This is a genomic window from Proteus sp. G2674, assembly GCF_009915195.1.
GTDB lineage: Bacteria > Pseudomonadota > Gammaproteobacteria > Enterobacterales > Enterobacteriaceae > Proteus > Proteus mirabilis.
In genome coordinates this window covers 127,639-151,737 of record NZ_JAABLS010000017.1, presented here as the reverse complement: position 1 = coordinate 151,737, position 24,099 = coordinate 127,639, and the positions used below count along the sequence as shown (strand labels likewise).

The 24,099-nt window shown below is 37.6% G+C and carries 24 protein-coding genes; 11 read left to right on the top strand and 13 right to left on the bottom strand.

The window, feature by feature from the left end; all coding sequences use genetic code 11:
• The first annotated feature begins 13 nt into the window (after window positions 1-13).
• From GWI58_RS08135 to GWI58_RS08110, 6 genes are all read left to right on the top strand, one after another.
• Complete coding sequence (locus GWI58_RS08135; protein WP_094960083.1) at window positions 14-1,624, top strand: sulfatase family protein; 1,611 nt, start codon at window positions 14-16, stop codon at window positions 1,622-1,624.
• A 53-nt stretch (window positions 1,625-1,677) separates the two neighbouring features.
• Window positions 1,678-3,153, top strand: a complete 1,476-nt coding sequence (locus tag GWI58_RS08130; RefSeq protein ID WP_004244217.1) for a DUF2264 domain-containing protein — start codon at window positions 1,678-1,680, stop codon at window positions 3,151-3,153.
• A gap of 114 nt (window positions 3,154-3,267) precedes the next feature.
• On the top strand, window positions 3,268-4,122 hold the full coding sequence (locus tag GWI58_RS08125) for a tagatose bisphosphate family class II aldolase (RefSeq protein ID WP_004248618.1): 855 nt from the start codon (window positions 3,268-3,270) through the stop codon (window positions 4,120-4,122).
• Window positions 4,119-5,090, top strand: a complete 972-nt coding sequence (locus tag GWI58_RS08120) for a sugar kinase (RefSeq protein ID WP_094960081.1) — start codon at window positions 4,119-4,121, stop codon at window positions 5,088-5,090. The genes GWI58_RS08125 and GWI58_RS08120 overlap by 4 nt, the downstream gene beginning before the upstream one ends.
• Complete coding sequence (locus GWI58_RS08115) at window positions 5,071-5,709, top strand: bifunctional 4-hydroxy-2-oxoglutarate aldolase/2-dehydro-3-deoxy-phosphogluconate aldolase (protein ID WP_004244222.1); 639 nt, start codon at window positions 5,071-5,073, stop codon at window positions 5,707-5,709. The genes GWI58_RS08120 and GWI58_RS08115 overlap by 20 nt, the downstream gene beginning before the upstream one ends.
• A 5-nt stretch (window positions 5,710-5,714) precedes the next feature.
• Entirely contained in the window at window positions 5,715-6,296 is a 582-nt protein-coding gene (locus tag GWI58_RS08110) for a DJ-1/PfpI family protein (protein WP_004244223.1), read from the top strand.
• Window positions 6,297-6,382: 86 nt separating this feature from the next.
• Here the strand turns inward: GWI58_RS08110 and GWI58_RS08105 are convergent, their stop codons facing one another.
• Window positions 6,383-7,798: an NAD(P)/FAD-dependent oxidoreductase gene (locus tag GWI58_RS08105; protein WP_004248621.1), complete on the bottom strand. Its 1,416-nt coding sequence runs from the start codon at window positions 7,796-7,798 to the stop codon at window positions 6,383-6,385.
• 604 nt (window positions 7,799-8,402) lie between these two features.
• Between GWI58_RS08105 and GWI58_RS08100 the strand changes: the two genes are divergently transcribed.
• Window positions 8,403-9,290: a PhzF family phenazine biosynthesis protein gene (locus GWI58_RS08100; protein ID WP_094960078.1), complete on the top strand. Its 888-nt coding sequence runs from the start codon at window positions 8,403-8,405 to the stop codon at window positions 9,288-9,290.
• A 130-nt stretch (window positions 9,291-9,420) separates the two neighbouring features.
• Here the strand turns inward: GWI58_RS08100 and GWI58_RS08095 are convergent, their stop codons facing one another.
• Both GWI58_RS08095 and GWI58_RS08090 read right to left on the bottom strand, forming a co-directional pair.
• Window positions 9,421-10,710 carry an arsenic transporter gene (locus GWI58_RS08095; RefSeq protein ID WP_161769081.1) on the bottom strand — a complete coding sequence of 430 codons (1,290 nt, stop codon included), beginning with the start codon at window positions 10,708-10,710 and terminating at the stop codon, window positions 9,421-9,423.
• Window positions 10,711-10,785: 75 nt separating this feature from the next.
• A complete protein-coding gene (locus GWI58_RS08090; protein WP_036895495.1) occupies window positions 10,786-11,121 on the bottom strand; it encodes a metalloregulator ArsR/SmtB family transcription factor in 336 nt (111 codons plus the stop codon).
• Window positions 11,122-11,559: 438 nt separating this feature from the next.
• Between GWI58_RS08090 and GWI58_RS08085 the strand changes: the two genes are divergently transcribed.
• Window positions 11,560-12,186, top strand: coding sequence for a GrpB family protein (locus GWI58_RS08085; RefSeq protein ID WP_049219026.1), 627 nt, complete (start codon window positions 11,560-11,562; stop codon window positions 12,184-12,186).
• 303 nt (window positions 12,187-12,489) lie between these two features.
• On the opposite strand, the gene GWI58_RS08080 is transcribed toward GWI58_RS08085, so the two are convergent.
• Entirely contained in the window at window positions 12,490-13,161 is a 672-nt protein-coding gene (locus tag GWI58_RS08080; protein WP_036895498.1) for a DUF7424 family protein, read from the bottom strand.
• A gap of 402 nt (window positions 13,162-13,563) precedes the next feature.
• On the opposite strand from GWI58_RS08080, the gene GWI58_RS08075 reads away from it, so the two are divergent.
• Complete coding sequence (locus tag GWI58_RS08075; protein WP_161769071.1) at window positions 13,564-14,259, top strand: type 1 fimbrial protein; 696 nt, start codon at window positions 13,564-13,566, stop codon at window positions 14,257-14,259.
• 77 nt (window positions 14,260-14,336) lie between these two features.
• Here the strand turns inward: GWI58_RS08075 and GWI58_RS18010 are convergent, their stop codons facing one another.
• The gene (locus GWI58_RS18010; protein ID WP_442958941.1) at window positions 14,337-14,522 is read right to left on the bottom strand and encodes a phage tail fiber protein; all 186 of its coding nucleotides are present in this window, start codon (window positions 14,520-14,522) and stop codon (window positions 14,337-14,339) included.
• Window positions 14,523-14,527: 5 nt separating this feature from the next.
• On the opposite strand from GWI58_RS18010, the gene GWI58_RS17835 reads away from it, so the two are divergent.
• Complete coding sequence (locus tag GWI58_RS17835) at window positions 14,528-14,671, top strand: helix-turn-helix transcriptional regulator (RefSeq protein ID WP_071593066.1); 144 nt, start codon at window positions 14,528-14,530, stop codon at window positions 14,669-14,671.
• A 611-nt stretch (window positions 14,672-15,282) separates the two neighbouring features.
• Here the strand turns inward: GWI58_RS17835 and GWI58_RS08070 are convergent.
• Together GWI58_RS08070 and GWI58_RS08065 are read right to left on the bottom strand one after the other, a co-directional pair.
• Window positions 15,283-15,570 (bottom strand): hypothetical protein, encoded by a 288-nt coding sequence (locus GWI58_RS08070; RefSeq protein WP_129765454.1) that lies wholly within the window; start codon window positions 15,568-15,570, stop codon window positions 15,283-15,285.
• Window positions 15,571-16,095: 525 nt separating this feature from the next.
• On the bottom strand, window positions 16,096-16,284 hold the full coding sequence (locus GWI58_RS08065; protein ID WP_151252799.1) for a hypothetical protein: 189 nt from the start codon (window positions 16,282-16,284) through the stop codon (window positions 16,096-16,098).
• A gap of 810 nt (window positions 16,285-17,094) precedes the next feature.
• On the opposite strand from GWI58_RS08065, the gene GWI58_RS08060 reads away from it, so the two are divergent.
• Entirely contained in the window at window positions 17,095-17,514 is a 420-nt protein-coding gene (locus GWI58_RS08060) for a hypothetical protein (protein WP_151252798.1), read from the top strand.
• 235 nt (window positions 17,515-17,749) lie between these two features.
• Here the strand turns inward: GWI58_RS08060 and GWI58_RS08055 are convergent, their stop codons facing one another.
• From GWI58_RS08055 to GWI58_RS08030, 6 genes are all read right to left on the bottom strand, one after another.
• On the bottom strand, window positions 17,750-18,682 hold the full coding sequence (locus tag GWI58_RS08055; RefSeq protein WP_157742853.1) for an Abi family protein: 933 nt from the start codon (window positions 18,680-18,682) through the stop codon (window positions 17,750-17,752).
• 685 nt (window positions 18,683-19,367) lie between these two features.
• Window positions 19,368-19,838: a hypothetical protein gene (locus tag GWI58_RS08050; RefSeq protein WP_151252797.1), complete on the bottom strand. Its 471-nt coding sequence runs from the start codon at window positions 19,836-19,838 to the stop codon at window positions 19,368-19,370.
• A 65-nt stretch (window positions 19,839-19,903) separates the two neighbouring features.
• Complete coding sequence (locus GWI58_RS08045; RefSeq protein ID WP_161769070.1) at window positions 19,904-22,912, bottom strand: phage tail tape measure protein; 3,009 nt, start codon at window positions 22,910-22,912, stop codon at window positions 19,904-19,906.
• Window positions 22,900-23,241 (bottom strand): phage tail assembly chaperone, encoded by a 342-nt coding sequence (locus GWI58_RS08040; protein WP_115286920.1) that lies wholly within the window; start codon window positions 23,239-23,241, stop codon window positions 22,900-22,902. The genes GWI58_RS08045 and GWI58_RS08040 overlap by 13 nt, the downstream gene beginning before the upstream one ends.
• Before the next feature lie 9 nt (window positions 23,242-23,250).
• Window positions 23,251-23,427 (bottom strand): hypothetical protein, encoded by a 177-nt coding sequence (locus tag GWI58_RS08035; RefSeq protein WP_152964302.1) that lies wholly within the window; start codon window positions 23,425-23,427, stop codon window positions 23,251-23,253.
• 207 nt (window positions 23,428-23,634) lie between these two features.
• The gene (locus GWI58_RS08030; RefSeq protein WP_161769069.1) at window positions 23,635-24,072 is read right to left on the bottom strand and encodes a ProQ/FINO family protein; all 438 of its coding nucleotides are present in this window, start codon (window positions 24,070-24,072) and stop codon (window positions 23,635-23,637) included.
• Window positions 24,073-24,099: the final 27 nt, after the last annotated feature.

Genomic DNA, 24,099 nt, shown 5'->3' with positions numbered 1-24,099 from the left:
TTGGAGACAATCTGTGACCTTACCTTTTGTTAAAAAAAGCATACTCGCGGGGATCATTGCCACGTCATGTTTAAGCCTTCCAATATCAGCCCATGCTGGTGGCACACCTGAAAAACCGAATGTACTGTTAATCGTAATGGATGATTTAGGCACAGGACAACTTGATTTTGTACTGGATACCTTAGATGTAGATGCGTTAGCTCAGCGACCAACGCCTCCTCGTTATAAAGGTGATATCAATAAAATGATAGAAGCCGCACGTATTGCGATGCCTAATGTCAGTGATATGGCAGAAAACGGTGCAAAAATGACTAATGCATTTGTAGCTCATCCCGTTTGTGGCCCTTCTCGTGCAGGTATCTTTACAGGACGCTCACCCGCCAGTTTTGGTACTTACAGCAATGATGATGCCATTTTAGGTATACCCCAAGATATCAAATTGTTACCCTCACTTTTCCAAGAAAATGGCTATGCCACTGCCAGCATTGGTAAATGGCATAATGCAAAAGTTATCCGTAAACCGAAAATAAATGAAAATAAACAAACCCGTGATTATCACGACAATATGATCTCAACCCCTGAAGCGGGTTATGCGCCTCATGAGCGGGGCTTTGATTACGCCTTTAGTTATTATGCATCAGGTGTTGCCTTATGGAATTCGCCTGCATTTTGGCGTAATGGTGTCAATGTTCCTGCTCCGGGTTACACCACCCATCTATTAACGGATGAAACACTAAAATTTATTGATGAACATAAAGATAAACCTTTCTTTATCAATCTTTCTTATAGCGTTCCACACATACCGTTAGAGCAAGCATCTCCTGCTAAGTATATGGATAAATTTGATACAGGGAATGTGGAGGCAGATAAATATTTTGCCGCCTTAAATGCAGCAGATGAAGGTATTGGACAAATCATTGCGAAATTAAAAGAAAATGGTGAGCTAGAAAATACATTAATTTTTTTCTTATCTGATAATGGTGCAGTTAATGAATCCCCCATGCCCATGAATGCCATGGATAGAGGCTTTAAGGGCCAGATGTTTAATGGTGGAGTTAGAGTACCTTTTATTGCTTATCAACCCGGAACTATTCCCGCGGGAACAAAAAGCGATGCGATGATCTCCGCACTTGATATTTTGCCAACCGCGTTACAAGTCGCTGATATTCAAATTCCTGATAGCCTGCAAGTAGAAGGTAAAAACATTATGCCATTGCTTAAAGGTGAAACAACGCGTTCGCCTCATGCTTATCTGTATTGGGCTGGCCCCGGCACTAAGCATTATAGTGAAGAAAACCAAGAGTTTTGGCATGGTTATCACCAATGGATCACCTATCAACGTCAAACGCCTCCAGTAAACCCTAACTTAGAGAAACTGTCTAAAGGTGCTTGGGCAGTGCGTGATGGTGAATGGGCGCTCTATTTTTATGATGATGGTAAAAATCAACCACAGCTTTTTAACGATAACACCGATCCTGGCGAATCAATCGATTTGGCAAAACAATATCCACAAAAAGTGGCTGAACTAAAAAATGCGTATTACCAGTGGATCAAAGATAAACCTAAACCTGTTATTTGGGGGCAAGATCACTATCAAATACTAGTAGATTCAGCCAAACCTTAAACTCAACTTCCGTTTTGTTTCGCAAGGATGCGTCTTTTTTCTGAGATACGAAAATGGTTATTGAAATTGCATCTAAACCACGGCCTAAACTGCCTTATGAGCACCCTGATGTAAAAATTTATCAACGCTTATTTAAAGAAAACATAATCCGGCGATTAGTCAGAAAATCGGCTTATCACCGTCATGATAATGCTATTGCTGACTTTTTTAAGGATGAGACACACTCTCTTTTTTCGCTCTGTGAAAGACTTACTCAGTATATTACAGAAGCTTTTCATCACTATCAGGTTTGGGGTTATTCCCATGCCTATTACCCCGGTAGTCCTGGCCAACAAACCGTCAGAACCGATGCGCTAGAAGGGGTCAGTCGAGTACTTCCTTTACTTGCCGCATGGACAGTAAATAGCAAAAAAAGCACATTACTAGGTTTAAACCAGCAAATTTACCATTTACCCTCAATGATAAAACAAAGCTTTATTCATGGAACAGATCCTCTTCATAAAGGCTATTGGGGAAAACTTGAAAATTACGATCAACGAATTTGTGAGGCATCTGATCTCGCTCTTACTCTTTGGATCAGCCGTGAATGGGTTTGGGATACGTTATCTTCGGAGATCAAACAGCAAATAATTAACTGGTTTGAACAAGTTAATCACTGCGAAATTGTTGATAATAACTGGCATTTTTTCCCACTAACCGTCCAATTTGTTATTAAAGCACTGACAGGTAAAGATACCATTGCCCATTGGCGTTATGAAAGATTAAAAGAATTTTATGTCGGTGATGGATGGTTTCGTGATGGGGCAAAAGGTAATTATGATTACTACAATGCGTGGGGGTTTTATTATTCTCTTTATTGGCTAGCGCAAATTGATCCACAATTTGATCATGATTTTATTACTCAATCCCTGAATAATTTTAATCAACACTACCTTTATTTTATCACCCCAAAAGGTATTCCTTTTTTTGGTCGTAGTGCTTGTTATCGTCTTGCTGTTTCTGCGCCATTACTCGCAGGCGTTGATTTACAATGCCCTTTTGTCAAAGTTGGAGAGGCTAAACGGGCTTTTGAAAGTAGCTTACGTTATTTTATTTCTCAAGGTGCACTCAAAAATGGCGCTCCAACTCAAGGGCTATTTAATCATGATGCTCGTTTAGTTGATAATTACAGCGGTCCAGCAAGCTCTTTTTGGTCATTACGGGCTGTCATTATCGCTCTTTATTGTGCTGATCGTATTAATTTATGGCAAGCACCATCACTTCCTTTACCTATCGAAAAAAATGACTTTCGTTTCGAAATACCCGCTATCCAAGCATCAATTATCGGGGTGAAAGCAACACAAGAAGTCAGTGTTATTTTTCGAGAGGACTATACACAACAACAATCACCTTTAACTCGCCGTTTAGAAAAACAAACGCGAGTACAAAAAATCACAGAAACTGTAATTGGACAATCAAGACGCCCTAAAAACAACCTATTACGCAAAGGAGTCACTAGTTACAGTTCTAAAATGACACATTTCTTCTGACTTTCTTTCATTTGCTTTCGGTGCGAAGGGAATAAAAATGTGATTTAGATCTTTTACCTTTCTATTTCTTTCGTTTATTATTAATCGTAATTAAACGAAAGATGAGAGGCAAACATGTATCTGGTTTCTACTCGTAATATGCTCAATAAAGCACAGCATGAAAACTATGCTGTGCCCGCTTTTAACATTCATAACTTGGAAACTATCCAAGTGGTAATGGAAACTGCGGCTGAAATGGCATCACCTGTGATCTTAGCAGGCACACCTAGCACGTTTGCTTATGCTGGTAGTGATTATTTAATTTCGATTTGCCAGCAAGCGGCTGAGCAATATCGCATCCCAGTAGCACTACATTTAGATCATCATGAAAATATTCCTGATATTTGCAATAAGGTGATTTCGGGGGTGCGATCAGCCATGATCGATGCTTCTCATTTTCCTTTTGAAGAAAACATTCGCCTGGTTAAAGAAGTCGTCAATTTCTGCCATTATTGGGATTGCACCGTAGAAGCTGAATTAGGTCGTCTTGGTGGGCAAGAAGATGATTTAATCGTTGATGCGAAAGATGCGCTATTTACCGATCCTGATTCAGCAGTACAATTTATCAAAGCCACGGGAATTGACTCATTAGCGGTGGCGATTGGTACAGCACATGGTATGTATAAACATGAACCACATCTTGATTTTGATCGTCTACATGCCATCCGCCAAAAAACAGAGATCCCTTTAGTACTACATGGCGCGTCAGGTATTCCTGATACTGATGTACGTCATTGTATCGACTTAGGTATTTGCAAAGTTAACGTAGCAACCGAACTTAAAATTGCTTTCTCTAACGCAATTAAGCAGTACTTTTTAGATAATCCTGATGCCAGTGATCCTCGCCATTACCTAGTGCCAGGTAAAGCGGCGATGAAAGCGGTGGTTGCAGATAAAATTCGCGTCTGTAAAAGTGATGGGAAACTGTGAAAATAAATAGAACTGTCGCCATTATTGGCGAATGTATGATAGAGCTAAGTGGCCAACCTTTTTTGCCACAACAACAGCGTTTTGGGGGCGATACATTAAATACAGCACTGTATTTAGCGCGCCTCATTCCTACATTACATCCGCAATATATAACAGGTTTAGGCACTGATAATTACAGTGCCTTAATGCAAAAAGCATGGGAAAAAGAGGGGATCAACTGCCAGTCAGTGATCACCATTCCCGAAAAACTTCCCGGTTTATATGCCATTGAAATTGATACTTGTGGTGAGCGTAGCTTCCATTATTGGCGTAGTGATGCCGCTGCACGTTATATTGCAACGGACAACCGTTTTGCAACACATCTAAATACCTTGCCCGACGATAGTGTTATCTATCTTAGTGGTATTTCACTGGCCATTTTAACGCCGAAAGGAAAAGAAGCGTTAATCACGCAATTAATCCGCCTTAAACAGCGAGGGATCACCTTAATTGTCGATTCAAACTATCGGCCCCGTTTATGGGATCTAATACCTCATGCGCAAGAGTGGTTCGAAAAACTATATCGACTCAGTGATATCGCTTTAGTCACCGGAGATGATGAACAAGCTCTCTGGCAACAACCCAACCTTACTGAGCAAAAAATTGTCGAACGCCTTCATCAATGGGGCAATAAAAACGTCATTGTTAAACTAGGAGCAAAAGGGGCTTTCTGGTCTGATGGTGAAAATACCGGTTATATCTGCCCCAAACCGATACAGCATGTCATAGACACTACAGCAGCCGGGGATTCTTTTAATGCTGGTTTTATTGCTGCATGGCTACAAAACTACCCTTTGCCTACATGTTGTTTATGGGGAAATACATTAGCAGGATTAGTTATCCAACATCATGGCGCCATTATTCCCCATAACATCACTGATTCATTCTATTCACTCATCAAGGATAACCATGAGACAGTCAATTGTTGATACACTTTCAGTACTGAAAGTGATCCCCGTGATCCAAATTAATCGCGCCGAAGATGCAATTTGGCTGGGTGAAATACTAACCCAAAATCAATTACCTATTGCTGAAATTACCTTTCGTACTCCAGCAGCCGCCAAAGCAATAAAGCTGATGAGAGAACACTTTCCTGAGCTTATTCTTTGTGCGGGTACCGTATTAACAGCGCAACAAGCTGATATAGCAAAAGAAGCGGGTGCAAGCTTTGTTATTTCTCCCGGTTATAATCCAAAAACCGTCGATTATTGCCTTCATAATGGCATTGATATTGTGCCTGGAATAAATAACCCAAGCCAAATTGAAGTTGCTCTTGAGCGGGGTTTAACCTTGCTAAAATTTTTCCCAGCAGAAGCTTCTGGTGGAGTAAAAATGCTAAAAGCAATGGCGGCACCTTACTCTCAAGTTCAATTTATGCCTACTGGAGGAATTAGTCTAAACAATGTTAGTGATTACCTCGCTATCGGGCAAGTTATCGCATGTGGTGGCAGTTGGATTGCTACTACTGAGGCAATTGATAATCAAGACAAACAGACTATTGCTCGCAATATTCAAAATATCCATTCATTACTTAAGAATAAAGGATAAACAAAATGAAACAGGTTGCCGTTTTATTGGCTGATGGTTTTGAAGAAGGTGAAGCGGTTGTTTTTATTGATATCATGCGTCGCCTTGATATTCATGTAGATGTACTTTCTTGCATGGATACACTGGTATTAAACACCTATTTTAACACTAAGATCAGTGCTGATTACCTATTAACCGAAAAATTCACACACAGTTATGACGCAGTAATGATGCCGGGTGGTCCTAAAGGTACAGATCGTCTATGTGCAAATTCACTCGTGATTGATTTTATTAAACGCCATATTGCACAAGACAAATACATTTGTGCTCTATGCTCTTCCGGAGCAAAAGTATTAGCAGCACATCATCTTCTTGAAGGTCGTTATTACAGCACTGGTGATAAACTTGCTGATAAATATGATGATGGTCATTATCTTGACCAAGATGTTGTTGTTGATGGGAAATTTATCAGTGCCAAAGGATTAGGTGTTAGCTTTGAATTTGCCTTTACGGTAGCTAAATATTTGCTCAGTGACAATGTAGAAAAAGTAGATTGGCAAGCTAATCACATTTACTTTAAACATTGGCCGTTGTCTTACCTTGACTAAATATTAAATAACTAAGCCCTCTTTTTAAACCGCCGTTAATAACAGAGCGGTTTATTAGAGGGCTTTCATTTCTTATCAAAAAAGAGTTAGAAACGATACAGACTAAATGGTTTGGCATCTAATACAGGTTTTTTGCCTAATAATAAATCTGCTGTAATTTCTGCTGATACAGGGCTTTCGGTCATTCCCCAACCTGTTGCAGTATTAATAACTAGACCTGGATACTCTTTAACATCAGAGATAATTGGGTTTTCATCTGGTGCAATCGCCATCGCACCACTCCACTGATCAATTAACGTTGATTCTTTAAATGCTGGGAACTCTTTTTTCAGTTTTTCCAGTGAGGCATTTAATTCTGGCAGATCAGGCAGAGCGGTCATATCACGATATTTTTCAAATGGCGACTCTTCATTAAGATCCCAATGTGTTGATTGCATAAAGGAATTAATCAACTGCTCATTTAACGAAATATGTACTGGGAAATCAGGTAAAGCCAGCAGAGGTAAATATTTATAGCCGTAAGTAAATGATTCTTTTACTACCGGAGCAACAATGACACGAGGAGAAGTTGCATACGTTCCATCCGCTTGTTCACGGAAGAAAATTCCGCCGGGTAAAGCAACGTTTCCACCTGGCGCATTTGGTGCTGCGCTAATTAATTGTTGTGATTGATAAGCAGGTAATGTTGGTACATCAACATTTAGGTTCTGCATAAATAAACGTGACCAAACACCACCGGCGACAACAACACGAGAGGTTTTAATTGGTCCTTTTTCTGTTACAACATCAGAAATAACACCAGCTTGCGTTTCTAAACCACGGGCAGCACAGTTTGTGAAAATTTTGATACCCATTTTTTTGGCATATTCTGCCATCACAAAAGTCGCAACTTCAGGATCGAAGCTTCCTGAGTCTTCTTCGAAACCAGCAATTTTCCAATCAGTGGTAGCGCCACGTAAACGTTGTTTTAACTCAGCGCCTTCAATCATTTTTGTTCTAAATGGAATGTCTGAGCCAACATCTTTGCTTTTAGCATCAATCCATTTTCTTACGTTTTCTAAATCTTCTTCATCTAAAGGAACTTCTACACGACCTTGTGTACGATAAGTGGTATCAATACCAACTTTAGCGTTCATTTCACGCCAGCGGTGCTTCCCGAGGTGATGTAATAAGAAGGTTTCATCTGGCATTTTATAGCTAATAGCTTGACCATAGAATCGCGATGATTGTTCGCCGGCAATATTTCCTTTTTCAACGATTGTGACAGATAAGCCACGCTCAGCCAGGTTAATCGCGGTCATGATACCTAAAATACCCGCACCAATTACAACAACATCATCTTGTTTCGGTAATGGACCGCCAGTTCCCTCAACAAAACCATGTCTCGGCGTACCAGGAACAAAACGCCCTTCTCGCGTTAACATAGGTGTTAAAATCCCAGCGCCTGCAGCAACAGCAACCACTGTGCCACCAAGAATAAATTTTCTTCTACTTATTGCCATTTCGAAACAATTCCTTTCATGCAGTGAATAATTATCATTATATAATCACGGCATTTTATTCTATTTGTAACGCAATAGTAAACTAGTTGTGATTATTTTTTTGGTAAATAGTATATGAATGAGCTAATATATTCAAAATGTAAGCAATTGATTCAAGATGTTAATATTTAAGGCATTATTGGATTAAAATAATTTTTTTAATAAAAAATTTAATATTTTCATTGGGTTTATATAAATCAAGTTCATAATAACTGATAGAAAAATAACCATTGATACAAAATTTTTCACTAAAAAAGCTATTATCATGGCGTTTTTTATCATAGCGGTGCTAATATAATTTCATCTATTAACGCACTTTTTGATCAAAGAATATTCAGGCAACTAAATAACGTTGGAATAATGTTAATCTTTTCCTCTATTTTAGAGATGGGTATTGATGCTTATTTCAATAGTGTGTTGTTCTTTCAGACTAGATATTTATATAATTCAAATTGCTTAAAAAATAACACCCTACCCATCATCAAAATTAATTATCTATTAAGTACTGCTATCCCATTATTTAACAACTATAAATCAATCGGTTAGCCTCAAACACGGTGAGTAAATGCAAAATCAAGTCGCACAATCAATGAAAAACAGTATCAAGGTATACTTGGTAAACTCATTTACTCGTGATCATTGCGGTGGCAACCCTGCCGGAGTCATCCTCAACCCTCCCAAGCTAACGACAGAACAAAAAATAGCCATTACTCAACAAGTTGGATTTTCTGAAACGGCATTTGTCTATTCGGGTGATGACACTGATTTTAAAGTGGATTTTTTTACTGCTGAAGGAGAAGTTGATTTTTGTGGGCATGCAACATTAGCGGTTTTTTTCACTCTGTCATCGCTTAAGTTACTCAAACCTGGCGATTATAGCCAAAAAACCAAGGCAGGAATTTTAACCGTTACCATTAATCACGATAATATTGTGATGGAACAAACGCTTCCTATTACCCGTAAGGGGCCTTGTGTTAACGATGTCGCAAAGGCGCTGGGCATTCTACCTGAAGTGATAGAAAAGACAGATTTACCAATAGAGATTGTCTCAACAGGATTAAACGATATTTTTGTTCCTGTACAATTTGGCTATTTAGATGCTTTACAGCCTGACTATCAAGCTATCGCTGCTTTAAGCCATAAATTTGATACTATCGGCTTTCATGTCTTTGAACTTAGTCATGATCAAAATATTACTGCCCACTGCCGAAACTTTGCACCACGCTATGGCATTAACGAAGAATCAGCCACAGGTAGCTCAAGCGGTGCTTTAGGGTGTTATCTTGTTCATCACCTTTTGCCAAACAAAAGGCAATTTTTGTTCGAACAAGGTAGAGCAATGCAATGCTCTTCTTTAATTGACGTATTTATTGATTCGACAACAAAAAACGTCACTCGCGTTCAAGTTGGTGGAAAAGCGACATTGATTGGTACAAAAATAATTGAGATCTAAAAATACTATATTTAATAAGTGGCGTTGAACCGATGATTATTTATCATTTGGCAACGCCACTATTACGAATCAAAACAAGTTGATAGAACAAAACGTCACAATTTAACAGGTGATAGCCACTGTGTTGCTCTTAATTAAACAGTGAAAGCCGAAGTACTAAAGCAACGAGTGTGACAATGAGCACAGGGATAGTCATGATGATCCCTGTTTTGAAATAATATCCCCATGTGATCGTCATATTTTTTTGTGATAAAACATGTAGCCACAATAATGTTGCCAAGCTACCTATTGGTGTAATTTTTGGCCCCAAATCAGCACCAATCACATTGGCATAAATCATCGCTTGTTGAATTACCCCTGTCGCTTCACTTCCTTCAATGGATAGAGCACCAATTAATACTGTTGGCATATTATTCATTATTGATGATAAAAAGGCGGTAATAAATCCCGTACCAATTGTTGCTATCCATAACCCTTTATCAGTAAGGTAATTAAGTATTTCAGAAAGATAATCAGTTAATCCTGCATTTCTTAAACCATAAACAACCAAGTACATACCTAAAGAGAAAATGACGATTTGCCACGGTGCGCCACGCAACACTTTTTTAGTATTAATCGTACGGCCTTTGGCTGCAATTACCCAAAGAATTAAAGCGCCAATTGCCGCTATTGCACTAACAGGAATGCCTAATGGCTCTAAAATAAAAAAACCAATGAGCAATAACAACAATACAAGCCAACCTGCTTTAAACGTAGTCATATCCTTAATGGCTAAAGCTGGCTCACTCAGTTTTTTAACATCATATTGGTTAGGAATATCTTTACGGAAAAACCAATGTAGCATCACAAGCGTTGCAACAATTCCCGCAATATCGACTGGCACCATAATTGATGCATATTCAGTAAATCCAATATTAAAGAAGTCCGCAGAAACGATATTCACGAGGTTCGAAACAATCAGCGGCAAGCTCGCTGTGTCTGCGATAAACCCGGCAGCCATAACAAAGGCTAATGTCGTACCCTTGTTGAAACCAAGTGCAAGTAACATCGCAATCACAATAGGCGTTAGTATCAATGCTGCACCATCATTAGCAAATAAAGCAGCAACCATTGCACCAAGTAGCACGATATAACTGAATAGTAATCTTCCTTTCCCACCCCCCCACTTGGCAACATGTAATGCCGCCCATTCAAAAAAGCCACTTTCATCTAAAAGTAGGCTAATAATAATTACTGCAACAAATGTCGCTGTGGCATTCCACACAATGTTCCAAACAGTCGGAATATCTTGAAAACTGATCACACCAAAAAGGAGTGCCAATATAGCGCCGGCTGTTGCACTCCAACCAATATCCAACCCTTTCGGCTGCCAGATAACCAAGGTGATCGTTAAAACAAAAATTAATGCAGCAATAAACATAACAACCTCGTTTAAAAGGTGCATTCACACACACCCAATCATATATGTTTTTTCGAATATATTTAGTTAAATTTTTTACACAGAACAACGATGACTAGACTCTTTTTTCTCTAAGATCTTGAGTAAATCTGCAACTCTATTTTTCTCTGTGGTGTAAGTTATATCAATGATACTTTTCACCCACGGCAGTAATGCAGGAGATAATCGATAATGAACCCATTTGCCTTGCTTCGAATCGAGCAAAAGACCCGACTCTCTCAGCATAGCTAAGTGTCGAGATGTCTTGGGTTGCGATAAATTTAACGCAGTATAGATATCACAAACACATAGCTCACCAGATGCTTTTAAAAGCAATACGATATCTAGTCTGGTTTGATCACCTAAAATTTTAAACAGTTGTAATGGTTTCATGTATCCCCCTTTACGATCTTTAGCTTAAAAATACCTCCATCAAACACATACGTCAAATCATATATGAGTTATACATTATTGTGGCATAATGTCGCTATCTATTATGCCTATAATAAATGCTTATTATCGAGTTATATTTAAATGAATTATTAATTTAATTAAATATTGATAGGAAGTTCATAGGGTTAAAATAAGAAAATCAAAATAAGATACATTATTTATCATAATTTCACTGCCACATCCAACCTATTAAAAAATAAAAAATCCAACTTAAATTATTTAAATTAAATCTACTATTAAAATAACATCAAATTAAAAAAGTCATTTTTGTATTGTAATTATCTTTTTATGTCAATATTAATAAACTATCGATTTACAGCTCTTAGGTAAAAGTGATAATAGTAACCTCATTACCTAACATGTTAATTTTGATATTTTATGGGATTAGATATTGTCATGTTTAAAGATCAATTTACACCACAACAAAAAATGGATATTTGCACTTTTGAAGAAGGTGATCCGACGGAAAACCCTTGGGTTAAAGGGAAACCTGCCCAAATACACATTGAAATTGTCCCCCATAATCCTAATTGGCTTATACAATTTAATGAACAAAAATTGTTAATTCAGAATGCATTGTCAGATATAGCATTATCAATTGAGCACATAGGATCTACTGCGGTTGCAGGATTGGCTGCTAAACCAATAATCGATATCGATTTAATTATAGAAAATCCTAAAGATGAATCATCTTATATTCCTCAATTAGAAGCATTGGGCTATGAACTCATTATTCGTGAGCCTTCATGGTATCAGCACCGTATGCTTAAACTGAGTAATCCGATGGTTAACTTACATGTATTTGGAAAAAATTGTCCCGAACATTGGCGTCACCTATTATTCAAGCAATGGTTAACAACACATCCTGAAGATTTAGCCAATTATGAGGCGATTAAACAGCTTGCTAAGCATAATGTAAAGACGACTCAAGATTATAACCTGAAAAAACAGAGCATTGTACGTGCAATTTATCAGAAGATTTTTACCTCATTGATTGGCGACTAATAACCCGTTATCAGTGCACAGTGCGCTATTGATGTTCTGTATATCAATTTTTTAGACCGTCTTTATAGGTTTCCTAAGGTGTCCAAAAACTATTTTTATGGTTCGTATAAATCGTTATAGCTAACATGTGCAAAAGTCATTTCACTTATGCACGTGCTGTTCTCGAAAATATCTATCTTACATATCCACACTAGTGACTCGGTTACCTCAATTTCAATGCCAACTTGTTGATGACTAACTATTTACTCATCATAATTAAGCCCCAACTCACCGTTAAAGGGCTTTAATATGATGATATATCTGTTACTTATATAGTGTGAAATATTCAGGAGTTACTAAGAATGGAACCATACCGTATTGCATTAATTGGTTTACTGATACATCTGATAATTTAAAAGTCAGTGGTTTATTGCCAAATTTAATTCTGCTTATTAATACTGGATCATTTTTAGATGTATCTCCTGTAAATGTCACGCCTAACGCAACTACCTTATCCATTTTCACGTTACCGGGTATAAGAATAATGCTGATACTAAAATCCATCTTTTGATGTGAATTTTTTTCTGCTTGCTTGATCCTTTTAATTACCCCTTCTGAAGCATAAACCCCCGCCAATATCTCTTTGTAAGAGAAGACCATTAGATCCGTATCAACAGTATTTTGGCCGTCTTCAACCTTGCCAACACCAACAGGTATTGAGAAATGGGCGAATGAATTAAGTTTTTGCTTATAACATTCAACATATTCCGCATCTCTGAAAATCTCAGGAACTTTATTTTTTAATTCTATCAATGATTTAGACTCTTTCCTTGAGTCTTCAAAATCATTACATGAAGAGACTTCGAAATTAATATCTCCTTTAACAATACTTTGCTCACTAGACAATAAGTTATCTGTATTTATTTTCGTTTCTAAATCAACCTTACAGCCAACTAATAAGGAAGATATAACGGCAACCATAAATATTTTTTTCATCAAAAAGCCCTTATGATAATTAAACAAAAATTTACAATTCTATTTAACCATCACAAGGGCTTATAGCAAGCAAAAAATAAAGAAGAGGATTTTATTAAAGATAAGTGCTCTAAATCTTGTTAATTTAATTATATTTATATGGCAATATAAAACTATCAAAATAAGAGTATCTAATTACATGTCTTATTTAATAAATATAAAACCCACACTTACAACATCTAAGTAAACACTCTATTTTTAATTCTTTCTTTTAAAGAATATCGGATAGTAAAATAAACTCACTTTAAGAAAGTCTTAATTAGACATATTAAAAATATATATTCTTTTAATATTAAACAAATAAACAGAAGGTGTATTATATAATATTGTTTTATTATTTATCCTCTAAAAAGGAATAATTTTATGAAAAAAGTATTACTTAGCCTTACTATGTTGGCTATAATATCAACGCCGGTATTGGCTAAATCCCCTGTAGCTAACTTAAAAATCAACGGTGATATTAAGCCACCAACTTGTACTATTAATGGGGCGACACAAAGTGATGTTCTTTTTGATTATGGAAGAATAAGCCCATCACTTATCCCTCAATCGAAAATTTACTCTTACTCTGGCATTGTAGCTCATAATGTCGTTACGGTTGAATGCGATGCAAAAATATATTTAACCTTTGTTGCGTCTGATACTTATGGTGACACGGAATTAAGTGTTAATAATACATCAGGCTGGTTTCATTTAGTTGATAAAGCAAATCCTGAAAATACAGTTGGAGCGGCTGATTTCATATGGAGTGATGCTACGGTCGATGGTAAGCCAGCTTTTATTTCACGGGCAAACGATGTTGCAATTACAGGAAAAATCTACACCAACGTCTTATACAAAGGGCCAACTAATGGTTGGACATCAGAAAAACAATCAGGCGTTGATAAAAATGCCCTGGCTCTAATTCCTGGTCAAGTTTTCCAATCAAATTTCAAGCATGGTAATTCAAATGGTACCTTTATTTTATCTAAAGATGAATTAAGTAAAAAAGGAATAGATTTATCTAATGGTTTAGATTTTATCGGGGAGGCTGTTCTCACTTTTAACTTTGGTGTCTAATTTTTAGAATAATTGATAATCACAATATAAAGATTTATTATATTGTGATTATCTTTTTATATTAATATGAATGAATGTTATTTATGCCATCCTAGCTTTCTTCCTCTTCTTTCCGTCTGCATTTTTTCCGCTTTCTGTGCTTCTTCTATCTCACGCATTTTCACGAGAATAGAACCGTTCTCTATAACTGCACAGTCGCCCCAAATAAGTGACTGTTTATTAACGTCGAGTGGAATTTCAATACCGTTATCAACACAGCCCAATTTAGTTGACAGAGAAAAGTAAAACTACGTTATGGAGAATGTATGCAAAGAGAAAGGAGTTTCCAAAACCACAAAAAACGAAAGGCGGTACATTTTTAGGTTGGCCTGAACATGTCTATGAAGAGTGGGTTAAAAGCGAAAAATGGTAATGCTAATTTGACCCGTTACTTGACCCGCATATCTCGCAGGTTTCTTTTAAAAATCGCATAAGTTATTGATTTTAAATGGCCCCTACAGGATTCAATATAACGACGTATGACATTGATTATAAACATCTTAATTTCATTCAATTTTGTATCATGCCCCCAATTATGCCCCCTTTTTATTTTGTGACTCAAAAGTTAAGAAGTTCAGGCTTCAGTTTTCCCAAAGCTACTAGTGTTGCATAAATATCATTAATAGTGATTTTATTGCAGATAACGAAACACCAACCAGAAATAACCCTCACCGTAATCTCACCGCGTTTTTTACCGCCTCCGTTTCAAACGGAACGATAGCAACCGAAAAGTATTTTTCATCCGATAGGCTACCCTCTTTAAAAGGTGTGGTTAATTTGCGCACCTCAATATGAGGTGTACAAAACAGAATAGGTAGGCTGGTGGCTATATTCGAACTACCTCGATATTTTTTGGTTAGTTGAACTGGTCATCTTAAAGAGGGTCGGTTAAAGGTAGGTAACTAATTGTGGGTTAGTTTAAAGAGGTAAAATGTCCTCTTTAGCTTTACCGATTTCAAATCAGCTTATTGATACTAAGTTTTACTAACCAGCAACTATCTGCGCCCCTGTTAGCTGATAACCATTAAACCATTCATAGCGACCTGTAGCAGTTACTTTATTTCCTTTCTGGTAGGTCATTAGCTCCAGTGCGTTAATATCGAATGCCACTATTTTTAATGGGTATGGACTACGCTTGTCACTTTCAGCCTGAATAGTCATCGTGGCCATAACTTTACCAGTGGCTGTTTTAACTCTCTCAGGTGCTTTTATTACCGTTCCTGATGTGGTGATCTTGATTAACTTTGCTTTTCTCATTTTTGGTTTATTCATCTTGATACCATCACAATATAAGCCATCGACTAAAATAAAATGCTGATTGGACTTTGGAAGATCGGATAATAATTCCAACTTATAGAGGTGATCTAAACGTTAATTTATCCATGATGATACGGGATTATCCCGTATGTAGATATAACCTGTTGATTATACTTAATTCCGGTAAATCGACGGAATCAAAATACAACTGATTGATAATACTTAATTCTGTAACAAAACCAGATTAACGCTCATTGGTCATCGTTTCAGTGACCAATGGTAAGAGTTGGCAACACATTGTTTTTATTGCTAACGGTCAAATTGACCGACTGAAACCTGATTGTTAATACCTTGCCGTAATCTTGCCGTCGCTCTTTGTTGTAATCTTATCTCTCAGCATAGATAACTTATTGATATTTATCCAGAGTGCTTATTTGCATTGTGGTTACTTTTACCTCGTAGCCATTATTGGAATATTGCCAGCCAGTGACGAGCCTCCGATTTCAGAGCCTCACGTCCCCTTAATTTCAAGGCGACCTATTATCTTTTTGGTGCTGGCTTCGTCCATTGGTAGGTAGGTGCTGTCATTCTTCGTCTGTGACGTTCTTTAGCCTGCATTGTCTGTGCTACACCTGTTCTAATCGCTAATCGATCACGTCCGTTGAGTGATTGCCCTTGCTGGTGGGCTAACTCCATCATAACGACTTCTATTGCTTCTCGTTGTAACATGGCTATACCTCAAAGGAGTGGTTATTTCCGCCATACCTTGATTGTGCTGAATTGGAACAATCAAAGGTTATCAATCCACTAGCGTAAAATATGCCGTTTTGCTGGCAACCAAAGTGGCAACCATCAAAGTGGCAACCACGTTAGCAGATTGAATACGCTATTTCAGTACGTACCCAAAGTGACGGCCTTGGAATAATCAAACAGTTACCGATGCGGGCAATATCATTTTGCTGCGTACCATTCTGCGTACTTTTCCACAACATCTTGATTTTATTTGATTATAACGAATCGTTAGAATTAAACACATACCCACTGCGTACCTAAAATAAATAAACGATGTCAGGTTTTGTCAGGTTCTGATGTTAACAATTGTCAACATTTAGCGGGTAAAGTATCCAATAAAATATAGCCTTTTCGGTGGATACCTTAGTGGATACCTCACGTTTGAAAGCCAACGGATCATCATAGTACCACTATGTTTATGTGGTTAGCTGTATTGGCTAATATTTAGCTACTTTAGCTAAAATCACTAATTTGTGGTTTTGATACCAAGGGTAGCATTTCAACTGTTACCCTTTCCGACTATGGCGATAATCACCACAGTACAGCACTCATTTTTGAGCTTTGCTATGTATTCAATCAGTTACAAGGCGCAATAATACGCTTTGCTTGTTTTACTGTAGGTTACTCTAACTTTAAGTTATGGACTTATTCGTTAAATCCACTAGCAATGATACATTTCCTAATCTGTATAACAGTGTTATACACTGATATAATAAGCGCTCACTGAGTTAATAAAGGACTATTATTATGAGTAAATCTAATCTTATTGCCTTTCGTCTCCCTGCTGAACTACAAACCCTGTTTAATGAGGCTGTATCGAACTCTGGTAGCGATAAAACAGCGTGGATAGTCTCCGCTATCAAAGAGAAGTTAAACCGTCCAGACAGTAATCCTGACGCTCGCATACTGTCGCTAGTGGAGCGCCTAGAATCGTCTGTGGCATCTTTAATTGCTGGTAAGGCAGATATCCCACCGTATACCTATAATGAGTCTACTGTTGTTTCTGTGGTTAATTCTGTGCTGTCTGAGGGTGTAACCAATGGGCGCATTATTGCTGAACGAATTAATGAGGCAGGCTATCAAACTAAGGCAGGTAAAGCGTGGGATAAAGATATTTATTCAGCGTGGAAGCGCCATAAAGATATTACTGACAAGCTGGTTAGCTAACTACTTTCATATCACTGAAAATTCATTGTGAAAAAACTTAGCAAATCTTAGCATTGAATGCGCAATTTACCTTAGGAAAACTTAGGATCTAGGCATTAGAAAAACGTTAGGATTTGTTAGGATTTAATGTCTATATTTGTCGCTATCAGCCTCTATTTACAACCTTTCTAACGTGTCCGAAAACTTATTGCTAGCGCGCCTGAAAATCATTAAAGTTTATTTGATTTGGGTTGGCTTATGATTGGGCTGATTGTTCTTTTTCCTTATCCAATAGATTTTTTAATCCTGAGATATTGTTATTATCGAATCCCATTGAATTAAACGGAATAACGCCCTGATGTTTTTCTAAATGATCATTTACTGAACTTAGCCATGTAGAATTACAACTTATTCTCTTGGTCAGACTCCATATTAAAAATATGATACCTGCCATTCTTGATAGTTCAGGGCTTTTTGGAGACAAGCGCGAGGCTGTTAAATCAATATTATCTAACACATCGATGCTAATTTTTGAGTCTGAAAAATCGGTATTCCATAAACGCGCATGGTGGGCACACCTGTTTCTAACTGTATTAAGATGCTCTAATGCTGTTTTCAGTCCATCTCTTACATTTGCTGAGTTAGGCTTTAGAAAGCCAAGCGATTTACAAATTTGATGTTTGTATTTATCTTCAAGCATTCCGTAGAAGCGAGACATTGTACCGAAATCCCAAATATCAACGATAGCCCATATAGGAATATCCCCATACTTATCTAAATTCCATCGTATACAATCTTTATCACTATTTCGCTCTATTAAAGAATCTAACTTTTCTAGCCATGTATCATGTCGGTAGTGATGTCTGTATTGGATGATATTCTTATCTTTGTATGCCGTAGGGGATACTTTACCTAGTTCGTAAGCTATTTTTGCTTTAAGATAAGTTTCAATTCGTTCTATTCCATAAAAAATAGAACTTCTTAGTTTTACATCAAATAAATAGTGTGCGTATACCGTTGTAAAGGTTGTACCCTCAAGGAATGTTTCTTCGCGTCTGGCTTCATCGGGTGCTACTGGTGGGATTAACTTTAACTTACGGAATGGATACCAATACCCAGATAGCCTGTAATATCCAATATTCATTATTTTCTTTACCGCCTGCTCAGGAGGTAGATCCTCAAAACTCATTCCTCGTTTTTCTAGCTTTTTTATTTGGTCAAAATACGTTAGATGAGGTTTTAGAGGGTGCATAGCAGCATGGAAAATTATCAGATAGTAGATAAAAGAAAGCCCCAAACGTATCGCAAACCAGATTTCTCCGTTCTACGTAGAGGTTATGAGGGGCACTGTTGAGATAAATAATACTGAATATATTTATCTTGTCTAGGGGCTAATCATTATGAGCTTGTAATTACCTGTCTATTTTTTTAACGTAAACACAATATATATAGCTATAACCAAGTTATTTACACATACATATAGCGATTTAGCTATTTGTGCTGTTGCTTTTTTTAGCTTCTCAATGATTGCTTGCCTCACAAACTCCTCATGATTGCCCCTGTTACTCTATCGGCTCTTATGTGAATGTTGATGGATTGTTCACACGTCACAATTAGGCGCATTGTCGGTACATCATAAAAATAATGGTTGGTTTCTTTTTGGTTGTTTTTTGCATATTTCCTTCCACGCGCGTACTGTTCACGAAAGTATCTAAGTTAAAGGCAGATTTCTGCCCTTTTAAATATATTAAGCTCTAGTTATCTTAATAACAGAAAGCTATCACGATAGGATATTAGTTTAATAATGCAGATAAGTAAGAGGCTGAACTCATCAAATAATAAAATTCAGCCAATGATGAAATGATGAGGTATTGCTATTGCTCTACTTCCCATTTTAAGCCGGCTGTTTTGAATTTAAACTGCTGTGTTCCCTTGCCTTCAATAGGGAGTTCAATATAAACCACTTCTGAATTTTTTATTTTTCTTACAAATTCCATATATTCGATAGGAACAATAAAATTGCGTTCTGGAGTTACCACTGCATATAAAATAGTTTCTATAGGATTATCTCCAAATTTAACTAAGGCTTTGCAATTAGAACTAGTACAGTTAATTGGTGATTTAAGTGTTTGTATCTCCATGGAGGTAATTAATTCATCATCAGGGCTAAACAAAATAATATTTAATTTCTCATCATCTAGTTTTGAATTAGTTTCATTAGATAACACACCATAATAGGATGTATTCCCTCTCATCTCATCCACATCAGTAGTATACTGCCACCCTGCTAATACAGGAGTTGAACATATCAAAGAAAAAATAAAGCCAAACAGTAACTTTTTCATCATTAACCCTTTATTCACTATTTAGCTTTAATTATAACTTTGTAAGTAGTATTAGCAATTACACATTAAAAACGTCTTACTTTTGTTTTTATCAATAAATCTAATGATCCCCCTTCTCTACCTTCTTCTTCAACAAACTTTCTTAATTTGCTTTTAAATAACCTATCTGCTTGGCTACTGCTAATACCGCTATTTGATGATCGCTCCCTCTCACCGTTTTGAGGGGGAACATTAATCCCTCCAAGGTTGATATTGACATTAACACCACCAGCAATTTGAGGATTGCGGGCGATAAATGCTGTTGGCTGTATAACCGACATTGGAGCAGAACCACCGACATGACCACCTGAAGCATAACCTCGCTTTCCTGCATCCATTAGTCGATAGAGATTATCCACACCTAGTCGTTGCGTTGCTTCCTTGGTAAAGACGAACTCGCCTTTATGTACTACACCTGCGGGGTCATATTTACCACCATCACCAGTATAGCCACCTGTGGCATGCCCTTTTATCCCTAAAAAATTACCAAGTGTTGTACCACCAAGCCCAGCCTCTAACATTCTTATCGTTGTAAGCTGGACGATCATTTTTGTTGCCAAATTAAAGAAACTAGCAGCATAATCTTTAAAACTAGCTTTGCTTTTCGTTAGAAAGTCAGTCATTGCCCCCGTCATGCTATCAAAAGCTTGTTTAGTTAATTGTTGTGCTGCCGCATTTGCATCTGTAACACTAATCACATATTCTGCATATGCTTTCTTAACTCCTTCGCGCCATTGCTCACGTAGCCAGCTTTCTGTTTCATATTTTTCCTGAATTAAATCTACACCACGTAGGTATTCTTCATCCGTTTCAGCCCCTCCTTTTTTAGTCCACTCCATTTTTAATTTGAGTAGTTCTCTTTGTTGTGCTATTTGTTCGTTAGTCATTCCTATCGTTGCTTTGCGTAGTTCGATCTCAGCTTTAAGGTCATCATTGGAATAACGTAACTGATTTAACTGTTTCTGTTGCTCTATCTGATCTCCAATACTGGCGGCCTTTTCTTTTTCTGCCAATATTGAGTCTTTTCTTGCTAATAAGGCTCGTTCTTCCAAGCTCAGTGTTCGTTCTTTATTGGCTTGCTCAAGAATTTGAAACTTAGCTTGCTCTTGCCATAATGCCCTACGTTGCTGACTAATTGTGCCTATATGTCGGCTTTCTTGACTCAACATCTCAAGCTCAGCTTTTAACGCAATGACATGACTTTGAGTGCCTTCATCACGGCGCATTCCTGCAAAAGCAGCTTTATGAAAAGTCGGTTTACGTTTAACCGGATCCTTAAAAGCTTTATCAATTCCTTCTCTGGCCATTTTTATTTGTTCATCTGTCCAGAGTTTGACTTCACCTTTTTTCGCTAGCTCAATATTATCCTGTATAGCTTTATTTAATTTTTCGTGCTCCCTCCTGCGTTTCTCGGCATTATCTGTGCCTTTATCAACCAGTTGATTAAAATATACTTGGTTGTTAATACTACGCTCTTGGAGTTCTGCTGCCTTTTTATCAGCTTCAATTGATTTTAGTAACTCATCCCTTTCCTTTTCTAGAAGTTCCAATTCTTTATCATCTTTATAAGAAAGCCCTTTTCTTTTATCTGTACCCCTCCGAGGATCAGATTTAGCAAACTTTATTTGTTGTTCTAGTTTAGCTAATCGTTCAGCTTTGGAAGGATCAGCACCAAGCCCCATCACCGAATCCCACATTTTATTAGCAGCACGTCCAATCTCATCAAAAAAGCTTGGTAGTGTCCCCATGCTTGAACGTATTTCATTTGCGCGATCTGCCATCGCTCCACTTAATGCGTCAGTAGCATATGTTACGGCTTCCGTGGTCTTTCCTTGGTCTTCTAGTTCTTTAATGTGCTGTAATACAGAAGCGCTTAAATAGCGATACTGTTTATTTAGTTCAATAGAACCACCATACGGATCATTAGATAATCGTGCAAAATGCGAGACAAGCGAATCAATGCTTTTACCTGAATAACGGGAAAATTCCGCAATAGCATTTCCAGCCTTGCCAATGTCGACACCTATTTTTAACCCCGCGTCTAATAGCTTAGTAAGTGATTCTGTGGCTGAATCAGCACTTAGCCCAGCTTGAGTAATGGTGTTCGCATAACCAATAATTTCCCCTCGAGAAAGCCCAGCATACTTACCTGATGTTATTAATGCTCGGTTAAAGGCTTCCTGTACCATCTGGGCTTTGAATGTCGCATAACTCAAACCTCCCACGGCTAAAGCAGCGGCAGCAAGCCCTACATTTAACGGAGTGATTAATGAAGTTACAGCCTTCAATGAATTACCTATACCACCAAATGAGTCCTTTATCTGCCCCCCTTGTTGTATCATCACCATCCAAACAGGCATTCCTGATGCTAATGACGTAACAATATCTGTCATTTGGGCTGGCAATTGCCGCATAGCGTTTCGATATTGGCCAATGGTAATTGAGCCATTCATAAAGGCTTTTTCTTGCTCTTTTAGCTTATTGATCATCGGCGCGGCTTGTTGCGACACACCAAGTTGTGCTGCTTTTAACTCTAAAATCTCTGTCCTCGTTTTTCCTATGATTTCAGTTTGATTTTTCAGTGAATTTAAAAAATCATCAGCAGCTCGCTTAGCTCTATTTGTTGCCGCCTCTTGAGCTAATAGCGCCTGCCCTTCAGCAGTAAGGGACATATTAACTCGTGTTAATTTATCTCTAGTCTGCTCAAGTATGGCGTTATACTTTGCAATCTCATCACTTGGGTAAATACCTTTTTTGCTAGCGCTAGCTAATTTAGCTTGCCATTCATCTAGTTTTTGAAACGCTTTATTGGTTGGATTTATCGAGTTAAGTAAATTATCAAATTCTTCCCTTTGCTTTTTTATTACATCAGAAATTTTTTTTTGGTGACCAACCCCTTTATTAAACTGGTCATTTAAATTTCGCGAAGAACTACTCACCTTTTCGGCTGTATCTCCAAACTCTTTTAACTTTTGCGTACCGCGCTCTAAGTCAGACGTTCTCACCTCAAGCGAAATTGTTGCTACATCAGCCATTTTTGCCCCCAGATTTGTTGTATTTCACGAGAGTGAATCAAACGCCCAAACGCTTCCATGATGGCAAATGCGGCCTGAGGACAATTATCAATCAACTTAGTCATATTGGCTGAGTTAAGCGACTCATCAAATTCCCATGCTTCGATAACCTCAAGCAAAATTTCCGTAGGTGACATTTCAGGAATAGCCTGGATCATTCGAAGATAACTTTGTGTATTAGGGTCTTTGGGGAGACGAAACACGACAGCAAGTGACTTTATGCCATCCGATGTATTTATATTCACGATGGCATTTTTACGCTCAAATTGTTGAATAAATTTTCCTGTCATAAATATTCCTTAATGATTTTTTTGCATCATATCTAAACCTATATCTAATGCTCTACGTGCAATACTATGTAACGTTACTTTTCTGTGGCTAGGGTTGTTTGCTTGCTCTTTGGGTAACAAAAATTTCAATAGCTCAGATTGTGACGGGGTAAGAATGACTGAATGTTTTTTTTGAGATTGGCTCATAACATTTCACCTTTTGCATCAATTTATTAATTCATTGCGTATTGTGAAACATTATAACTGTTCTGGTATAAATTTAAATCAACACACTGTATTTATAACCAGTTTTTGATGACTTATTTGTTGTTTGATATTAGGATAGGAAGGCTATGTCTATACATTTTTTCTTCTAGTGACCGCCTTTGCTCACGCTCTGGCGGTATTTTTTATTTATTGTCTCCCCCATTCCACCAGCATTTGTTTTGCTAATGCTTGTTGTTGAGGTGTGATTTCTCCTTTAGGCTGCCCGTTCATATCAAAACGATTACCGCCCAGAGTAAGGGCTTTCAGATAGGTTTTACGACTAATGTATGATCGTAATCCCTGTTTAATATGGCTCTCTGGAATATCCAACCCTTTATCTTTAACCTCAGCAATCATGACTTCCTTGATACCTATCATCAGTGGTTTAGCCTCTGGCTCATTAAATATCGTCCAGTGCTTCGCTATACGGTCAATACGGTGTTGTTTCTTCTTCGCGTGAACATCTGCCTTATTTTTCTTCTTCGGTTGCTGCGAGGCTTCCTGTGGCGTTTTAGTTTGCAAGCTTTTTGGTGTGTTCGTTGCTGGTGGATTTTTACGTTTTAGTGTGAGTATTTGAGTGCTCATTTAAATATCTCTCTATAGGCGAAAAAC